Source organism: [Actinomadura] parvosata subsp. kistnae (assembly GCF_900323885.1).
Lineage (GTDB): Bacteria > Actinomycetota > Actinomycetes > Streptosporangiales > Streptosporangiaceae > Nonomuraea > Nonomuraea composti.
On the sequence record NZ_OOHJ01000008.1, the window covers coordinates 145,008 to 162,664 of the forward strand.

The 17,657-nt window shown below is 74.2% G+C and carries 14 protein-coding genes; 4 read left to right on the forward strand and 10 right to left on the reverse strand.

Annotated elements, in window-relative coordinates:
• Nucleotides 1–10: 10 nt before the first annotated feature.
• Nucleotides 11–2,494, forward strand: coding sequence for a SpoIIE family protein phosphatase (locus KIS93_RS08905; RefSeq protein WP_230466357.1), 2,484 nt, complete (start codon nucleotides 11–13; stop codon nucleotides 2,492–2,494).
• Nucleotides 2,495–2,530: 36 nt separating this feature from the next.
• On the opposite strand, the gene KIS93_RS63225 is transcribed toward KIS93_RS08905, so the two are convergent.
• The 7 genes from KIS93_RS63225 to KIS93_RS08945 all read right to left on the reverse strand — a co-directional run bounded on the left by KIS93_RS63225 (nucleotide 2,531) and on the right by KIS93_RS08945 (nucleotide 11,882).
• Nucleotides 2,531–5,353 (reverse strand): CHAT domain-containing protein, encoded by a 2,823-nt coding sequence (locus KIS93_RS63225; protein ID WP_080040587.1) that lies wholly within the window; start codon nucleotides 5,351–5,353, stop codon nucleotides 2,531–2,533.
• Nucleotides 5,354–5,374: 21 nt separating this feature from the next.
• A complete protein-coding gene (locus tag KIS93_RS08920; RefSeq protein ID WP_080040588.1) occupies nucleotides 5,375–5,884 on the reverse strand; it encodes a hypothetical protein in 510 nt (169 codons plus the stop codon).
• Complete coding sequence (locus KIS93_RS08925; protein ID WP_080040589.1) at nucleotides 5,884–6,549, reverse strand: RNA polymerase sigma factor; 666 nt, start codon at nucleotides 6,547–6,549, stop codon at nucleotides 5,884–5,886. The genes KIS93_RS08920 and KIS93_RS08925 overlap by 1 nt, the downstream gene beginning before the upstream one ends.
• Nucleotides 6,549–8,144 carry a S8 family peptidase gene (locus KIS93_RS08930; protein WP_080040590.1) on the reverse strand — a complete coding sequence of 532 codons (1,596 nt, stop codon included), beginning with the start codon at nucleotides 8,142–8,144 and terminating at the stop codon, nucleotides 6,549–6,551. The genes KIS93_RS08925 and KIS93_RS08930 overlap by 1 nt, the downstream gene beginning before the upstream one ends.
• A 223-nt stretch (nucleotides 8,145–8,367) precedes the next feature.
• Nucleotides 8,368–9,297 (reverse strand): alpha/beta hydrolase, encoded by a 930-nt coding sequence (locus KIS93_RS08935; RefSeq protein WP_080040591.1) that lies wholly within the window; start codon nucleotides 9,295–9,297, stop codon nucleotides 8,368–8,370.
• The gene (locus KIS93_RS08940; protein WP_080040592.1) at nucleotides 9,294–10,034 is read right to left on the reverse strand and encodes a phytanoyl-CoA dioxygenase family protein; all 741 of its coding nucleotides are present in this window, start codon (nucleotides 10,032–10,034) and stop codon (nucleotides 9,294–9,296) included. Before KIS93_RS08940 ends, KIS93_RS08935 begins: the two co-directional genes overlap by 4 nt.
• 81 nt (nucleotides 10,035–10,115) lie before the next feature.
• A complete protein-coding gene (locus KIS93_RS08945; protein ID WP_155128035.1) occupies nucleotides 10,116–11,882 on the reverse strand; it encodes a hypothetical protein in 1,767 nt (588 codons plus the stop codon).
• Between the two features lie 281 nt (nucleotides 11,883–12,163).
• On the opposite strand from KIS93_RS08945, the gene KIS93_RS08950 reads away from it, so the two are divergent.
• Nucleotides 12,164–13,126 carry a hypothetical protein gene (locus KIS93_RS08950; RefSeq protein ID WP_080040594.1) on the forward strand — a complete coding sequence of 321 codons (963 nt, stop codon included), beginning with the start codon at nucleotides 12,164–12,166 and terminating at the stop codon, nucleotides 13,124–13,126.
• Nucleotides 13,127–13,168: 42 nt separating this feature from the next.
• Here the strand turns inward: KIS93_RS08950 and KIS93_RS08955 are convergent, their stop codons facing one another.
• A complete protein-coding gene (locus KIS93_RS08955) occupies nucleotides 13,169–14,365 on the reverse strand; it encodes an MFS transporter (protein WP_080040595.1) in 1,197 nt (398 codons plus the stop codon).
• Nucleotides 14,366–14,423: 58 nt separating this feature from the next.
• Entirely contained in the window at nucleotides 14,424–15,002 is a 579-nt protein-coding gene (locus KIS93_RS08960; RefSeq protein WP_080040596.1) for a TetR/AcrR family transcriptional regulator, read from the reverse strand.
• Between the two features lie 71 nt (nucleotides 15,003–15,073).
• Between KIS93_RS08960 and KIS93_RS08965 the strand changes: the two genes are divergently transcribed.
• Nucleotides 15,074–16,090 (forward strand): aldo/keto reductase, encoded by a 1,017-nt coding sequence (locus KIS93_RS08965; RefSeq protein ID WP_080040597.1) that lies wholly within the window; start codon nucleotides 15,074–15,076, stop codon nucleotides 16,088–16,090.
• Between the two features lie 80 nt (nucleotides 16,091–16,170).
• Here KIS93_RS08965 and KIS93_RS08970 read toward each other — a convergent pair whose 3' ends face one another.
• A complete protein-coding gene (locus tag KIS93_RS08970; protein WP_186404065.1) occupies nucleotides 16,171–16,392 on the reverse strand; it encodes a hypothetical protein in 222 nt (73 codons plus the stop codon).
• A 96-nt stretch (nucleotides 16,393–16,488) separates the two neighbouring features.
• On the opposite strand from KIS93_RS08970, the gene KIS93_RS08975 reads away from it, so the two are divergent.
• Complete coding sequence (locus KIS93_RS08975) at nucleotides 16,489–17,631, forward strand: DUF418 domain-containing protein (RefSeq protein WP_230466358.1); 1,143 nt, start codon at nucleotides 16,489–16,491, stop codon at nucleotides 17,629–17,631.
• The last annotated feature ends 26 nt before the right edge of the window (nucleotides 17,632–17,657 follow it).

A 17,657-nucleotide genomic window follows, 5' to 3' on the forward strand; every position in this document is an offset into this window, starting at 1 on the left:
GAGCGGCGACGTGCACTTCCCTTCCAGCCACGACGACCAGGCGCCTCCTCCCCCCGTCCCTTCGGCCCCCCTGAGCGCGGCCGACATCACCGACCTGCCGGACCCGCCCGCCTGGCCGGACGCCGCGCCCGAGCCGCAGGACGGTGCGCCCGAGCCGCAGGGCGGTGCGGGCAAATCGCATGAGGGCGAATCGTATGAGGGCGGGGGCGAGTCCCAAGGCGGCGAGGGGGCGGGCGACGGGGAGGGGGAGATCGCGAGGCTGGCCGCGACCGTCGAGCGGCTGCGGCGCGAGATCGAGCGGGTGCGGCGCGCCGCCGACGACCGCGCCCTGATCGAGCTGGCCAAGGGCGTGCTGGTCGAGCGCCTGCACTGCGCCCCCGCGCAGGCCGCCGAGCAGCTCGCCACGCTCGCCGCCAAGGCCGGCGTGTCCCGCCTGGAGCTGGCCGCCGACATCGTCAACGAGGTCGCCGGCGACCGCATCGGCGCGGCGGCCGAGTCCGACCCGGAGGTGTCGGTACGCCTGCGCGCCGCCGAGAGCGCCGCACTCGGGGCCCGCGACACGCAGGTGGTGGCCATGGCGCTGCTGGAGCACGCGCTGGCCCCGCTGGGCGCCACGGCGGTGGCGGTGTGGGCGGCCGAGCCGGGCGCCGCGCTCACCCTGGCCGGTTACGCCGGTTTCGGCCCGGAGGAGGCCAGGCGGTGGCGGCACGTGCCGCCCGGCGTGCTCACCCCGGCCGGCCGGGCGCTGGCGGAGCGGCGCATCATCTGGCACGCCGACGCGGGCCTGCCCACCATCGGCCGCCTGGTCGCGGGCGGCGGCCGGGTGACGGTGCCGATGACGATGGGCGGCCGGATCCTCGGCGTGCTGGAGATCTGCTGGCCGCACGCCCTGCCCCCGCACCCGCCCCGGCTCGAACGGCAGATCGAGGCCATGGCGGAGCTGTGCGCGCACACGCTGGACGCGCCGTTCGTGCCGCTGGCGCCGCCCACCGGCGCGCTGTCGGAGGTGGTGGACCTGGCCGACGCGCTGCCCGACCCGGCGCTGGTGCTGCGGGCGCACCTGGACTCGCGGGGCGAGCCGGCCGACTTCCGCATCCGGCACGTCAACGACCGCCTCGCCGGCGGGGACGGGCTGCTGCTGGAGGCGTACCCGCTGGTGCCGGGCGGGCTGCTGCTGGAGGCGTACCCGCGGGCGGCGGGCGGCCTGTTCGGGCGGCTGCTGCACGTGCACGCCACGGGGGAGCCGTTCCGTGCCGAACGGATGGCGCTCGGCCTGAGCACGACGGGCGTGGCGGACGTCAGCCTCACCCGGCACGGCGACAGCGTCCTGATGGTGTGGCGCGACCACGACGAGGACGCCCGCCTGGCCGGCCTGCTGGAGCACGCCCAGCGACTGGGCCGCATCGGCGGCTTCGAGGAAAGCGCGGTCACCGGCCAGATCACCTGGAACGCCCAGCTCTACTCCCTGTACGGGATGAAGCCCGGCGACCAGCCGATCCCGCTGGAGCGGCTGCGCGACCACGCCCACCCCGACGACGAGATCGCCATCGGCCGCTTCCTGCGCACGGTGCTGCACCACCGCCGGTTCGCGGCCGTGGCGTTCCGGCTGGTGCGCCCCGACGGGATCACCCGGCACATGCGGGTGGTGGCCGAGCCGGTGTTCGGGCCGGAGGGGCGGCTCATGGCGGTGCGCGGGGCGTACCAGGACATCTCCTCCCAGCACTGGACGGAGGTGGCGCTGGCGGTCACCCGCGACCAGCTCGCCGACACCGAGGAGCGCTCGGCCGCGAGCAACCGCCTGGCGCTGCAGCTCCAGCAGGCGATCATGCCGCCCTCGCACGCCACGATGGACTCCTTGGGCCTGCACATCGCCGTCCGCTACCGCCCGGCGCAGAAGGAGGACCTGGTCGGCGGCGACTGGTACGACGCGGTGGCGCTGCCGTCCCAGCGGGTGCTGCTGTCGGTGGGCGACGTGGCTGGGCACGGCGTGCAGGCGGCCACCGGCATGGTGGTCCTGCGCAACGCGCTGCGCGGCCTGGCCACGACCGGCGCCGGCCCCGCGCAGATCATGGACTGGCTGAACCAGGTCGCCCACCACCTCGCCGACCGCATGACCGCGACCGCCGTGTGCGCCCTGTACGACCCGCCGACGCGCGTCCTGCGCTGGGCGCGGGCCGGCCACCTGCCGCCGATCCTGCTGCGCGACGGGAACGGCTCGGAGCTGCCGATGGTGAAGGGGCCGCTGCTGGGCGCGTTCACCGACGCCCGCTACGAGGAGGGGCAGCTCCAGCTGCGGGCCGGGGACACGCTGCTCATGTACACCGACGGCCTCATCGAGCGGCGCGACCACAACATGCGCCACGCCCAGGACCAGCTCCTCGCCATCGCCCGACGGGCCGCCACCACGCTCGACCACCGCCTCGACGACCTGCTCACCCACTGCAACTCCGACACCGACGACGACACCTGCCTCATCGGCGTGCGCCTGAGCTGAGGCGTCGCGCTTCCGGGCTCCGGGACACCGGCGCTCTCAGCCTGCGCCGAAGCAGACGAACGTGCACGCGGGCTCCCCCTCGGCGGCCGCGGCGAGCGCGTCGGCCGGGGACGCGCCGACGGACACCCCGCGGTGGTAGGCCGTCATGACCCGCTCGGCCACCGCGTCCGGCACCCGCGTGAGGCTGGAGATGACCGTGGACGTGCCCAGATGCAGCAGGGCCGCGGTGAAGCCCAGCAGCTCGTCGCCCGCCCTGACCACCGCCTGCCCCACGTCGCACGCCGACAGCACGACGTGGCCCGGCGTCCGGTCCAGGCGTTGCAGGTCGTGGGCCATGAGGGGGCCGTCGGCCAGGACCAGGCGGGAGAAGAGCACGTTCTCGCGCTCGTGGTGGCCGTGGGCGGCGAAGTGCGCGAACGACGCGCCGTCGAGCGCCGACAGGGTGGCCGACACGGTGGCCAGGCCGCCCGTGAGCCGGCGCGCCTTCGGGTGCACGGCGCCCAGCCGCTCGATCTCCCGCTCGGCGTGCTCCAGGTCCGGCCCCGCGACCAGCACGGAGGAGCTGCCGTCCCGTACGAACGGCTCCGCGGCGCGCCTGGCCGCCAGCCACACCAGCGCGGACGGCGCCACCGACAGCGGCCGGCCGCGCACCTGCGGCAGCAGGCCCCACGGAACGGCCGACAGGCCCATGGTCGGGACCAGCACGATCCCCCGCGCGCCGGACAACGCCTGCCGCAGCGGCGCCTCCAGCGCGCCGGCGATCACGCCGAGCTGCCGTCGCACCGACGCCTCGATGACCGCCTTCATCGCGGGCCGCAGGTTGCGTCCCGCCTGCGCGTTCAGGTCACCCGCCAGCCGCCGCGCCGCCTCCGCCACCGGCTCGTACGCGCTCAGCCGGTGCAGGTGGCAGCCGCCGTTCACCAGCACGACGGCGAGCAGCCCGCCGCCCACGTTGAGCAGGCTGACCAGGGCGAGGCCGTCCTCCGCCAGCGCCTCCCGCACCGCCGCGACCGGCGCCTGGGCCAGCCGCTCGCCGACGCCGGGCAGCTGCCAGCCGCGCTCCCTGACCACCTGCTCCAGCTCCAGGCAGCGCCTGCGCAACGCGGGGCGGCGGTGCCCGGCGGCCTCGTCGGCGTGCATCTGCTGGGCGAGCTGGCGCAGCTCGGCCAGCGCCTCGGCGGTCCGCTCGTCCTCGGGCGCCCGCGTCGGCCGGAACCTGAACGCCTGCGCCCGGCACCGCTCCGACCAGACGAACACCTGCCGCGGCGACCCGCCCGCCAGCGCCGCCCGCAACCCGTGCGCCGCCAGGTCGGCGCCGAGGGCGGCGACGCCGGTCAGCAGGTCGAGGCTGCCCAGCCTGCCGCGGTGGGAGTCGATGAGCGCCAGCCCGTCCCGCACCTTCCGCAACGCCTGCCCCCGCCGCCCCTGCGCCCCGGCCAGCTCGGCCTCGGCCAGGTGCCGCATCAACCGCACGTCAAGCGGCTCCCCCCTCCCCCGCCCACGGACCCGCCTCTCACCGCCGCCCGGCACCTCAGCGCCCACGGGCACCTCACCGCCCACCGGCGTCTCACCGGACGACGCCCGTCCGGCGGCGGGCGCCTCCGCAGCGCCCGGCGCCCCGGTCGGCGGCGGCACGTCCTGCCGTGTCATGGCCGGTGCGACGCCCGCAGGGGGCGGGGGCGCGTCCGCAGGGGGCGGGGGTGGGCAGGGGGCGGTGGCGGTGACGGTGGCGGCGGTCAGGTGGCCGGCGGCGAGGAGGGCGCGTACCGAGACCAGGCGGGCCATCTCGGCGTCGGCGGGCATGCCGAGCCCGGTGAAGCGGCCCGCCAGCTCCCACGCGCGCCTGGCCACCGCCCGTGGGGCGGCGCCGCGGGCCAGGTCGGCGCGCAGCCGCATGAGCTCGGCCCGCCGCGCCCAGGCCGCGCTGCCCCGGCGGCGGAAGTGGGTCTCGGCGCGCCGGGCCCAGGCGCGGGCCTCGTTGTGCCGGCCGGCGTCCAGCGCGCATTGGGCCCTGGCCAGCTCGGCCTCCGCGTAGTCCTGCATCAGGCGCTGCCGGCGGAAGCCGTCGATGGCGCGGTCGAGGGTGTGGCCGGCCTCGTCGGTGAGGCCGACGGTGAGCAGCGCGCGGGCCCGGTCGAGGGCGAGCACGGGCAGGAAGCCGGGGTTGTCGTCCTGGTAGAGCCGCTCCACCTGGGCGAACACGGTGAGCGCGGCCGGCACGTCGCCGAGCAGCAGGTCGCAGTAGCCGTCGTTGTGCAGGGCCTTGGCGGCGATGACGGGGTGGTGCTGCGCCTGCGCGATCTGGGCGCTCCTGCGGGCGTCGTCCCTGGCCTGGCGGACGTGGCCGGTCGCGATGTGGATGACGGAGCGGTTGAGCAGCACTCTGGCCAGCTCGACGGGGTCGCCGTCCTGCAGCATGGGGGCGGCGAGGTCCAGCTCGCGCAGCGCCTCGGTGCTGGAGCCCATGCGCAGGTGCATCAGGCCGCGCTGGGCGTGCACGATGGCCAGCTCGGCGGGGGTGGCGCGGCGCTGGGCCTGGTCGAGCAGGGCCATGCCGAGCTCGGTGCGGCCCTGCTCGGCCTCGGCGTGCGCGAGGCTGGTCAGCAGCCGCGCGACCAGGCCGTCATGAGCGCTGGGGGCGCCGCTGCCCGCCACGGTCTCACCCGGCGGGACGCCGGCCGCGGGCCCGTCGTTCTCAGGCCCGTCGTTCTCGGGGGTGTTCCGGCCGAGCAGGGTGAGGGCCTGGCGGAGCCGGCGGGCGGCAAGGGCCGGGCGGCCGTTGTCGGTCGCCTCGACGCTGAGCCTGTGCAGGCGCTCCGCCTGCTCGCGGAGCGTGGCCGCACGCCCGTGGTCGCGCATCCGGCCTCGCAGTCGGGGGTTTCAGAGGATGAGTGAGGGCGTCACCGCCAGTATCGCCGCCTGCGCCGGATCATCAACCCCTTGCCGGACGACGAGCTGCGACAGCCCGCGCGGCACCACGTCGAGCACGAACCGTCCTTGGTCGTCGGCCCGCACGACGTGGGCGCCGGCACCGCAGCGCAGCTCGACGAGGTGGTCGCCGGGCGGGGCGAGCCAGCCGTCGACGCGGACGGCGTGCTCGTCGCGCGCGCTGACGCTGATCATGATGGTGAGGATCTCGCTGTCGAACGTGATCGTCCGGCTGTCCTCGCCGCCGCGCACGCCGGCGGGCAGCACGTCCTCCTCCTGCGGGCGCAGCACCTCGAACTCGGGCGCCCCGAAGTCGGGCGACTCGAGGGCGAGGGCGAACTGCAGGCGGGCGACGAGCGTGGCGGGCACGGGATCGACGACGCGGTAGACGTTCGCGATCTCGTCGGCGAGGTGCTGGTCCTCGGGGCTGAAGGAGGGGAAATCCCCTTGGGCCGTGTTCATCAGGAGCTCCAATCCGGGTCCTTCGCGAGCAGGAGGCGCAGTTTCGCGAAGCACCGGCCGCGCGTGGGCCCGATGCTGCCCAGCGGCATGTTCAGGGCGGCGGCCACCGCGTCGTAGTGGGGGCGGGGCACGAAGGCGATGATCCGCAGCAGCTCGGCGCACCTCTTGGGCAGGCTCTCGACCGCGTGCCAGAGCGCGCGCCGCCGCTCGTCGTCCACGAGCAGCTCGTCGGGGGTGAGCACGGGGTCGGGCAGGTCGTCGAACGTGTCGTCGCCGGGCAGGTCGTCCTTGCGGGAGGCGCGGCTGACCCGCCACGCCTCGCGGCGGGCGGTGGTGACGAGCCATTCGATGAGCGCGCCGGGCACGGAGATGGCGTGCAGGTGGCGCAGCAGGGTGAGCCACGTGGTCTGGATGACGTCCTCGGCGGCCTGCCGGCTCAGGCCCTGGTTCCTGGCGGTGTGCCAGAGGACGGGGGTGAGCTCGGCGACGATGGCGTCGAGCGCGTCGCGGTCGCCTTGACGGGCCTCGACGAGCAGGGCCGCGAGCCGGTCGCGGCGCTGGGCGCGCGGGGTGGGCGCCCGCCGCGGCGCGGGATCCGCTGCGGGGTCGAGCCCGGCGTCGCGGGCCGGGCCGAGGGCCGGATCGAGGGCAGGGTCGCCGGTCATCAGATCGGTACGACTTCCGGGCGCGCGACCTTGTCGTTCATCATCGTGTCGACGACGGCCTTGGCCCGGGCGACGCGATCGACCCCCACCTGCTGCACGGTCTTGGTCAGCTCGGCGGCGACGGCGCCGGCCACGATCGGCGCCGCGAACGATGTGCCGCTCCACGCGCAGTGCGTGCCCATGGCGTCGCAGTCGAGGGAGGCGCGCTCGCCGGTGGTGAGCGTGGCGTTCTGGGCGCCGCGGAACTGGGGCGGGAAGGTGCTGACGACCATGGCGCCGGGGGCCCGCCACCGTACGGCGGGGTGCTCGTTGCTGAAGATGGCGATGGTGCCGTCGGGGTTCTTGGCGGCGACGCCGAGCATGGGGGCGAGCGGCGGCCCCTGCACGGGGGTCTCGGAGAGGGCGGCGAGGTAGAACGGCCGGGTGGTGGCGTAGTTGCCGGCGGCGTTGACGACGATGACGCCGCGCGCCCGCAGTTGGTTGACCTTGTCGAACAGGGCCTGCATGGCCGCGTCGCCGGTCTCGGCGAAGCCGCCGAAGGAGCAGCACAACACGTCCACGGCCTGCCCGGCGTCGAGCAGCGCGACGAGGCGGTCGAGCGCGGCGTGCAGGGCCTCGCCGGGGACGACGCCGTCGCTGTGCATGACCTTGTACGACAGGACGCGGGCGTCGGGGGCGATCTGCGCGATGAGCCCGGCCAGCATGAGGCCGTGGCCGGTGTGGGAGTTGAGCGTGCCGATGAGGGGGTTGGGCAGGTGGCCGAGGTCCTCGTACCCGACGAGCTTGGCGATGTCGCGGCCCTGGTAGGCGGGGTGGGTGTCCTCGATGAGTTGCTGCCCGGCCGGGTCGACGGTGAGGAACGCGTCGGGGTCGGTGACGGGCTTGAACCAGGGGTGGGCGGTCACGCCGGTGTCGAGGATGGCCACGGTGACGCGGGGCCCGCCGAGCTCCTGGAGGGTGCGGCGGCGCGGCGGCCCGGCGACGACGGTGACGGGGGTGCGGCCGTAGCCGGGGCGGTGGCCGCCGCCGGGCTCCTCGGTGACGGCGTGGCCGCTGGTGGCGGGCTCGCCGCCGAGGTCGAGCGAGCCGATCCCGCTGGTGGCGGAGCCGACGAACAGGTGGTCCAGGGAGATCTTGGCCAGGTCGTCCCGTCCGGCGAGGGTGGCGGGCGCCGCGCGCAGGGCCCGGCGGACGGCGCGCAGGGCGGGCCAGGCGTCCGCTTTGACGTCGCGCCCGCCTTCTGCGACGGTCAGGACGGCGGGCATCCAGACGGTCTCGCCGCCGTAGTCCCTGCGGTGGGCCCGCTCGATGCTCTCCTGCGAGAGCCTGAGCCCGACCTCGCCGAGCGCCGCGTCGATCCATTCCGTGGCGCTGCGGTCGACGAGCAGGTGGCCGGGTACGAGGAGCACGTCCGCGCGGTAGACCGTGGAGTCGGGCCTCGCCTCGCCGTCGTCGAGGCCGACCGCCCACGGGTCGAGGATCTTGGCGCCGTGCCGGTCGAGGAGCTCCCGGGGAAGGGTGAGGCCCTGCCACGACGGCCCGAATCTCTCGGTCTCGCCGTGCCGGGGAGCTTCGCGGATGTAGTCGATGGTCATTCGCCGCCTCCGTTCATCCCTCTGTGGCCTACGAGAGCGGATCAGGGGCGCCGATACGCCCGAAAGATAACGGAACGGTCACGATCCGCGCCATCCTGCATCCTTGCAGGCATTTTCCGCAAACTCTTTGCAAAGCCCGCCGGCGCTGGGCTGAAGGCGGGCATCGCGGACCTGCGCATGTTCGGCGAGACGTGGGGCTGCGATCGACGCAGGCTGGGCGTGATCAGGCCCTTATCGCCGCGCGTAACATCGGCAGGGCCCGTTCCAGCGCCCGCTCCCAGTAGGGCCAGGTGTGCGTGCCCGCGCCGTAGAAGTCGGTGGTGACCTCGGCACCCGCCGCCCGGGCCCGCCCGGCGAAGACCTTCGCCTGGCGCAGCAGCGCGCCCTCGTAGTCGCCGGTCGCGCCCGGCGGGTCCAGCGGCCCCGGCCGCCCGTCGCCGCAGGACACGTAGAGCGGCATCCCGCCCAGCCGCGCGGCGAGGCGGGCGGGGTTGTGCGCGTCCCACTCGGGGCCGTCCGGCGCGCCCCAGAGCGCGTCGGGGTCCTCGCCGTTCTCGCCGACCAGCCGCCGCACGCCCGAGCGGTCGCCGGTGGTGTCGAGGACGCCGGAGAACGACGCGGCGGCGCGGAACAGGCCGGGGTGGCGGGCGGCGTACACCATGGCGCCCAGCCCGCCCATCGACAGCCCCGCGATCGCCCGGTCGGGCCCGGCCCCGAACTCGGCCTCGATCAGCGGGATCAGCTCCTCGATGTGGAAGGTCTCCCACTTCGGGCCGCGTACCCAGTCGGAGTAGAACCCGACCCGGCCGCCCTCCGGCACCACGACGACGGCGGGCAGCCGGTCGGTGAGCCGCTCGGCGCCGCCCTCGTCGATCCAGCCGAGATGCCCGGCGCCGCAGCAGCCGTGCAGCAGGTAGAGCACCGGCCAGGGCCCGGAGCCGCGGGTCCAGCCGGGCGGGAGCAGCACGCGTACCGGGGTCCGGCGGCCGAGCGCTCGGGAGTGGACGCTGAGCGCCTGGCCGCGCGCGCCCACCGGCTTCCGCTCGACGATCCGCACGCCGTCCACGTGGGTCTCGGGCAGCGTCGGCGCGGGCGCGCAACCGAGCGCCAGCGCCGCCAGCACCGTGGCGACGAGCCCGGCGCGGGCCCTCATGGTCCGGTCAGGGGGTCGAAGCCGCGCAGCATCATGCCCTGCCCCCGCGAGTGGTGGACGTCGTCGGCGGGCCGGTCCGCGGGGTCGCGGAACTGGATGAGCAGCGTCGTACGGGCCTCGTCCGAGCGGTTGACCCCGGACCCGTGCACGGTCAGGTAGCTCAGGAAGAGCACGTCACCCGCCTCCGCCTCGACCGGCACCGCCTCCTCCAGCGGCCACCGCTCCGGCGGCAGGTGCCAGCCGCCCTCCTCGACGTGCGGCAGCGGCCCGTGCCGGTGGCTGCCCGGCACGACCCGCACGCAGCCCTTCTCCTCGGGCGCGTCGTCGAAGTGGAAGATGGCCGCGCCGACCGTGTGGCGGGTGTGCGGGAAGTGCGCGGCGTCCTGGTGCATGGGGAACGGCGAGCCCTTCTCCGCCGGCTTGACGAAGATCTTGGTGTGGTGGAGCTGGACGTTCTCCGACCCGATCAGGGCCGCCGCGACGCCGGTGAAGCGCGGGTCGAGCATGAGCCGGCCGAACGCGGCCGAGTGGAACTGCACGTCGTGGCAGTGGCGCAGCTCGGTGGCGAACCCGGCCAGCCGCCTCGCGCTGCCCCAGGTGGGGTCGTACGGGCGTAACCGGGACAGCACCGCGTGGCACTCCTCCCGGTACGCCCGTGCCTCCTCCTTGCCGATCAGCCCTTTGACCAGCACATAACCGTGCTCCCGGTAGAAGCGGGTCAGCGAAGAATCGGCCATGCACACTCCCGGCGCCGCGCGGTCCTTCCCACTGTGTGCCCGGGAAGCGGCCGGGGGAAGAGCCGTTCTTCCCCCGGTGCGCTACCGGCAGGTCACCGGATACACCGCCCGCATGGACGGCTTGTCATGGTTGAGCACCTCCAGGACGACGGTGCCGTCCTTGCGCTCGGGACGGTCCCAGTAGGCCGCCTGCACCTCCAGGATGCCGCTCTCCCCCACCTTGTGCGTGTAGGACGCGGTGGGGTTGCCGTCGGCGACCCACCGGTAGGTGATCTCGGTGCCGGGGGCGGCGGTGAACGTGCCGTGCGCGGTCACGTAGGGGGCGTCCACGCAGTCGCCGTAGTAGGCGTCCGGCCGCAGCTCGACGATCTTCACGGTGCCCGGCGCCGGGTCCTTGTCCCTGCACTCCCAGGTGTAGGGCTCCTGCATGAACGGCCGGTTGTGGTTGAGCACCTCCAGGCGGACGACGCCGGTGCCGCTGCTGCGGGCCGAGCCGTACCAGAAGTCGCCGATCTTGCTCTTGATGCCGGGCCTGAGCACCTCGCTCCTGATCGGGCCGGGCTTGCCGTCGACGACGAGGCGGTACTTGACCTCGGCCTCGCGGTCGGTCATCACCAGGCCGTCGGCGCGCAGCCCGTACGAGCCGTCGCACACGCCGTGGAAGACCGGCGTGAGCAGGTAGCGGAAGGTCAGCTTCGCGTCGCCGGGCTGGTCGGTGCAGGTGAAGCCGAACGCGCGCGTCACCGGCTCCGCCGGGCCGCCCTCGGTCATCAGGCCGAGCGTGTGCCGCCCGGCCCCGGTGCGGTCCAGGCTCCAGGACGCGGTGACGTCCTGGGTGCGCGGCCGGTCGGAGGCGGCGAAGTCCAGCACCTGCTGCTGCCACTTGCTCCCGTCCAGGATCCACCAGTACGTGACCTTCGCCGCCGGGCCGGCCGGGAGCGCGATGCGGCCGGTGGCCTGGTAGGCGACCGGTTCGAGGCATTCGCCCGCGTAGTCGCCGGGGGTGAGCGCGGCGATGCTCGGCTGCGGCTTCTGCGCCGGCGGAGTCGTCGGGGGCGGGCTCGTCGGCGGCGGGCTGGTGGGCGGGGGTGACGTCGGAGGCGTGGACGTGCAGGTCACCTCGTAGGCGGCCCGCGTGGAGTGCTGCCCCGGCGTGATCAGCCGGATCGCCTTCCACCCGCTCCCGGAGCTGCCCACCCCCATCGGCAGCACGACCTGCCGGCTGCGCGGCCCGTTCGCGGCGAAGGAGAGCACCTGCACCGGCCCCTCGCCCGTGGCACTGTCGACCCACTGGTAGCGGACGTCGGCCGGGGTGCGCGACACCTGGATCGTGCCGGTGAACCGCACGGTCGTGGGGCACGCCCCCTCGTACGAGGGCGGGTCGGCCGTCACGGACGCGGCGGCGGTCAGCGGCTTGCCCGGCCGGGCGGGAAGGGGGTGGTGGTCGTCCCGGACGACGACCGGCCCCGGGCAGGCGACGCTGAACCTCGCCTTGGCCGACAGGCCCTTCCTGCCCAGGATCTCGACCGCCTGCCAGCCGGAGGTGCTGCGGTCGAACGTCTGGCGGTCCCGCACGACCACCTTGCGCGGGCCGCTCACGCGCAGGCTCCTGACGGCGCTCCTGCTGCCGTCGCCGCGCACCCAGCGGTACCGTACGGCGCCCGCGCCCTTGGCCGTCACCACGGCCGAGAAGCCGACGGTGGCGGGGCAGGCGCCGGACTGCCGGGCGGGGCTCGCCTTGACCTGGGCCACCTTCACGGCGGCCGGCGCCGCGGCGAGCGCGGGTGCCGGGGCGGCCAGCAGACCGCTGAGCAGTGCGGCGCCCAGCAGCAACGCTGTCCTTCTCATGTCCTGGGGTCCCTTTCTCTGCTTGTGCGGGCCCCATGATCCTCAGCCGGTCTTGTACGTCACTTGGATCCCTCTTGTAACGCGACATTTGAAGCATTTTCGAAGCGAGCGGGGGTGTTGCTAGCGTGGCCGCCTTGTCAGGGCCGCGGACGTGACGGGAGGGCCGGATGACGCAGTGGCCGGGAGGACCACCGAACCACCAGCACGGCCCTTGGCCCCCGCCTCCCCCTCCGCCTCCGCCGCCGCCCAGGAAGAGCGGCGGGAAGGCGCTGCTCGCGGCCGTGATCTCGTTCGCCGTGGTGCTCGTGCTCGGCGGCGCCGGGCTGCTGGCGTGGCGGCAGCTCGCCGGCGGCGGCGACGCGGGCTCGGACGCGGGCGAGATGGACGCGTCCAGCCTGGAGGTGCTGCGGAAGGGCAGGCTGACGGAGCAGGACGTGGCGCGCGTCGATCGCACCGCGTTGTTCTACGCGAGCTGGAAGGCGACGGTCACGCAGCCCGTCATGCACATCACGCAGGCGTCGTACACGAAGAGGGCGGACTTCGACAGGAACCGGCCCGACTTCGTGTGGGAGAGCGGGTACGACTACCGGACGAAGGAGTGGCAGCTCGCCTGGGGGGCGGGCGAGGCGGACGCGCCCGTGTCGTTCTGCGACGACGGCCGGTCGTTCCTCTACAGCTACTACCTGAAGAAGTGGAGCGCGGGCACCCAGGCCGAGACGATGTGCGCGCCGAAGAGGGCGTACCGCTACATCACCGACAACCTGTCGACTGGCGGCCTGACGGCGGAGCAGGCCGACGTGTGGGTGCGGGCGCTGCGGACCGACTACAAGGGGCTGGTCAACCCGGGCGAGCTGAAGCTGGCCGAGGTGGGCGGCAAGCAGTACCTGCGGCTGACGGTGGACTTCACGCCGGTGCGGCGGGCCGACGGGCTCTACTACGGCGGGCAGTTGCTCATGTGGTCGTTCAAGGAGACGAAGCTGGACCCGCAGACGCACCCGTACAGCTACGTCGGCTCGATGGGCACCGGCTACCACGCCGAGTACCACCTCGATCCGAGGACGCTGCTGCCCGCCTTCTCCGAGATCGCGGAGACGCCCGCGCCCGGCAGGGACGGCCGGCCGCGCGCGGACGCCGGCTTCTACGCCTGGCGGGTGCGCTACCACCTGCCGGGCAGGATGCCCGAGCTGCGCACCTCGGGCAAGCCCGACCGGCCGGCGCTCGACTGGCCGGTGGGCAAGCGCTAGAGCTGGGGGTGCGGAAGGCGGCCGAACTCAAGCTGGGCCGGGTCAGGGCTGGGTGGCCGGCTCCGGGGTGCGGGAGCGGTCGCGGAGCCAGGCGTACGCGCTCACGCCGATGCCCGCCACCGTGACCACCGCCCCCACCAGGTAGAGGGCGCGCAGCCCGAGGCCGCCGTCGATGACCCGCCCGCCCAGCCAGGCGGCGAAGGCGGCGGCGAGCTGGTAGGCGGAGGCGTTCACGGCCATGGCCAGGGTGGGCGCCCCGGCCGCCGTGGCGAGGACGCGCGCCTGCATGCCGGGGATCACCGAGAAGCCGAGCGCGCCGACCACGAACACCATGACGGCGGTGGCCGCCATGTTGCCGCTGAGCGCCCACATGGCGACCAGTGCCGCCGCGAGCGCCGCCAGCAGGCCGAGCTGGGCGGCCATCGGGGCCCGGTCCGAGAGGCGGCCACCGGCGACGTTGCCGGCCGCCGCGCCGACGCCGTACACGAGGAGCAGCACGGCGACCGCGCCGGCGGCGAACCCGCTGATCTCGGTGACGAGGGAGGCGAAGAAGGTGAACACCATGAGCAGCCCGGCGTTCGCGACGGCGGTCACCGCGATCGCGAGCAGCACGTCGCCGCGGCGGAAGACGCGCAGCTCGGCGACGGCGGAGGTGGCGGGGGTGGCGTCGCGGACGTCCGGCACGAGCCGGGTCACGAGCAGGAGGCCGACCGCGCAGCAGGCGGCAATGGCGAGGAACGGGGCCCGCCAGCCGTACCCGGAGCCGAGGAAGGTGCCGATCGGGGCGCCGAGGATCATGGCCAGGTTCATGCCGAAGACGAGCTTGGAGACCGTGGACGCCTGCCTGCCCGGGGCGGCGGTGGAGACGGCGATGACGATGGCGTTGGCGAAGAACGTGGAGGTGACCAGGGCGGTGACGACGCGGGCCGCGAAGAGCACGGGGTAGGCGGGGGCGAGCGCGGAGGCGAGGTTGCCCGCGATTGTGATGGCGAGCAGGGTCATGATGAGGGGTTTGCGCGGGTAGCGGGCGGTCAGCGCGGTCAGCACGGGGCCGCCGACGATCATGCCGATGGCGTACGCGGTGACGAGCAGGCCGGCGGCGGGGATGGAGACGGCCAGGTCGCGGGCGACATCGGGGAGGATGCCGGCGATGACGAACTCGCCGGTCGTGATGCCGAAGACGCACAGCATCAAGGACGGCACGGTGGCCTTGGAGACCGAGGTCACGATCGATTCCATTCTTTACAGGTGGGTACATAAATAGGGCGGCGAAACGTTCCACTCGCTGGGGGCATGCCTACAGGGCCGCGATGGCCCCCTCGACGACGTCGAGGAGCGTGGCGCGGTCGTCGGTGACCTTGGCGAGCACGCGCAGCCCGTAATAGGCGCTCTGGAATGCCCGGGCCACCTGGAGCGCCGGCCGTTCGGACGACAGCTCGCCCGACGCCTGGCCCACCAGCACCAGCCGGTGGATGGCCTGCTCCAGGTCGTCGAACTGCCGCCGCACCAGGCCGGCGACGGCGCCGGTGCGCCCGCTGGCCTCGCCGGCGGCGTTCAGCGCCAGGCAGCCGCGGCGGCCCGGGTCGGCCATGTCGGCGTCGATGACGCCCAGCATGAGGTCGCGCAGGCGGTCCTTGACGGGGCCCGGCTCGTCCAGCATGCGCAGCTGCGCCTCGGCCTTGGTGGCGGCGTAGTGGCGCAGCGCCTGCTCGTACAGGGCGTGCTTGCTGCCGAAGGCGTTGTAGAGGCTGCCGCGGCCGAGGCCGGTGCGCTCGCACAGGTCCTGGGTGGTGGCCGCTTCGTAGCCCTTCTCCCAGAACACCTGCATGGCCGCCTCGACGGCGGCCTCGTCCCTGAACTCGCGTGGCCTTCCCATGGAACAAGGAGGCTAACCCATTCTGTACAGCTCAGTAAAGAACGAGAGGGGGAGAAGATGATTGACTAAGGATGGTAAAAACGTTTCATCGCGATCTTTGCGGAAGGTCTTCCTTGGACTACGAACGCCAGCCGTACAGAAGGTGCGGCCGCAGCGGACTCCTCCTCCCCGCCGTGTCGCTCGGCCTGTGGCACAACTTCGGCGAGGGCAAGCCACTCGAGAGCCAGCGCGCGATCCTGCACAAGGCCTTCGACCTCGGCATCACCCACTTCGACATCGCCGACCGCTACGGCCCGCCCGTCGGCGCCGCCGAGTCGGCCTTCGGCCGCCTGTTCCCCAAGTCGCTGCGCGACGAGGTCGTGGTCACCACCAAGGGCTACAACCCCATGTGGGACGGCCCGTACGGCTACGGCGGCTCCCGCAAGCACCTGCTGGCCACCCTCGACCGCTCGCTGGCCCGGCTCGGCCTCGACTACGTCGACATCTTCTACCTGCACCGCGACGGCGAGGAGACACCGCTGGAGGAGCAGGTCGCCACGCTGGACCACATGGTCCGCACCGGCCGCGCCCTCTACGTCGGCGTCTCCAACTTCTCCCCCGAACGCACCGCCCAGGCCGCCCGCCTGCTGCGCTCGCTCGGCACCCCGCTGCTGGTGCACCAGCCCCCGTACTCGATGCTGAACCGGCAGATCGAGGACGCGCTGCTGGGCGTGCTGGAGGAGGAGGGCATCGGGTGCGTGGTGTACTCGCCGCTCGCCCAGGGCCTGCTCACCGACCGGTACCTGAACGGCATCCCGGCCGACTCGAGGGCGGCCGAAGGCCGGTTCCTGACGCCTGACCGGGTGACGCCCGAAGTGCTGGCGTTCGTCCGGGCGCTGTCGGAGCTGGCGAGCTCGCGCGGACAGACCGTGGCGCAGCTCGCGCTCGCGTGGGCGCTGCGCGACCCGCGCATCACCTCCGTGCTCGTGGGCGCCTCCAGCCCCGAGCAGCTGGAGGCGAACGTGGCGGCCGTGGACCGGCTCGACTTCACCGACGACGAGCTGGCCGCCATCGACCGCGCCGCCAAGGAGGCCGGCGTCCAGGCGTGACGCCCTCGGGGGCGGGCGGCGGCCAGGGGGTCGGGGAGGGTGGCGCGTACGACCTCGCCCGGCCGGGCCAGGCGCGTCTGTCAGTGCACGTCCGCCACCCGCGGATACCCCCGGGTCCGCCCCCGCCACGATCCCCCGCGCCGGGTTGTCCAGCGCCGCCCCCGGCTCCAGCAGCGCGATCGGCTGCGTGCTGCCGCCCGCTGCCAGTCGGCCACCCCCGTGATCCCGCCGGCCAGGAACACGGCGGGCGGGTCGCCGGGCGCGGGCTCGTAGGGGTCGGGCGCTTCGTAGTACGTCTTCACACCGGCCCTTCGCGCCTGCGTACATCCATCGATGTACGGCCGATCTCGCTCTCCTGGACGATCAATGCCGGGCCGCGCGCCAGCACAGTGGGAAGCGTGGACAGACGCATCGACGCCCTCGACGTGCTGCGCGGCGTGGCCATCCTCGGCACGCTCGGCACGAACATCTGGATCTTCACCGACCCGGCCGGCCCGCTCGGCATCCTGAGCTTCGGCGGGGAGCCGGGGGTGGTGGAGACGTTCCTGCGGTTCCTGTCGAACGGCAAGTTCCTCGGCCTGCTCACGCTGCTGTTCGGGGTGGGGCTGGAGCTGCAGTACCGCAGCGCGGCGCGCAAGGGCGTGCGGTGGCCGGGCCGCTACCTGTGGCGGGCGGCGCTGCTGCTGGCGGAGGGTGCGGTGCACTTCGTCCTGATCTTCGAGTTCGACGTGCTGATGGGGTACGCGCTCACCTCGATGATCGTCGCATACCTGATCGGCCGCAGCCGGCGCGCCGTGACGACCTGGATGGTCGCGGCGGGCACCCTGCACGTGGCCATGGTGGGCCTGCTCACCCTGGCCCTGCTGACGGCGTCGCCGGGCGGCGGAACGGGGTCGCCGGGCGGCGGGACGGCGGCGGTCGCGTACCCCGGCGGCTGGCCGGACCAGGTGCGGCTCCGGCTGGACAACCTGGTGCTGTTCCGCGCGGAGCTGGTCTTCATCGTGCCGCTGGGCATCGTGCTGTTCCTGCTCGGCGCCCGCCTGATGCGGGCCGGGCTCTTCGAGGAGCGGGGCGCGCGGCTGCGCGGCCGGCTGATGGCCGCCGGGCTCGGCGCCGGCGTGCCGCTGAACCTGATCACGTCCTTCGCCGGCCCCGCCTGGTTCATGGTGGACCGCTATCTCGTGGCGCCGCTGGTCGCGCTGGGCCTGCTGGCGCTGATCACCTCGATCGTGCTCGGCCTGCGGGGCGAGCCCGGCGTGCTGCGGCGGGGGCTCACCGCCGTCGGGCGCACGGCGCTGTCCTGCTACGTGTTCCAGAACGTCGCCGCGAGCGTGCTCTGCTACGGCTGGGGCCTCGGGCTGGCCGGCCGGCTCGACGGGCTGCGGCCCTGGTGGGTGCCGGTGGCCTGGGGCGGGATCTGCCTGCTGTTCATGGTGCTGGCGTCGCTGTGGCTGCGCCGGTTCGAGCGCGGGCCGCTCGAACTCGCCTGGCAGTGGGCGTACCAGGCGCCGTTCAGAACCCGAGCCCCCGCCCGAAGGTAGGCCCCGGGTCCGCGGCGGTCACGCGA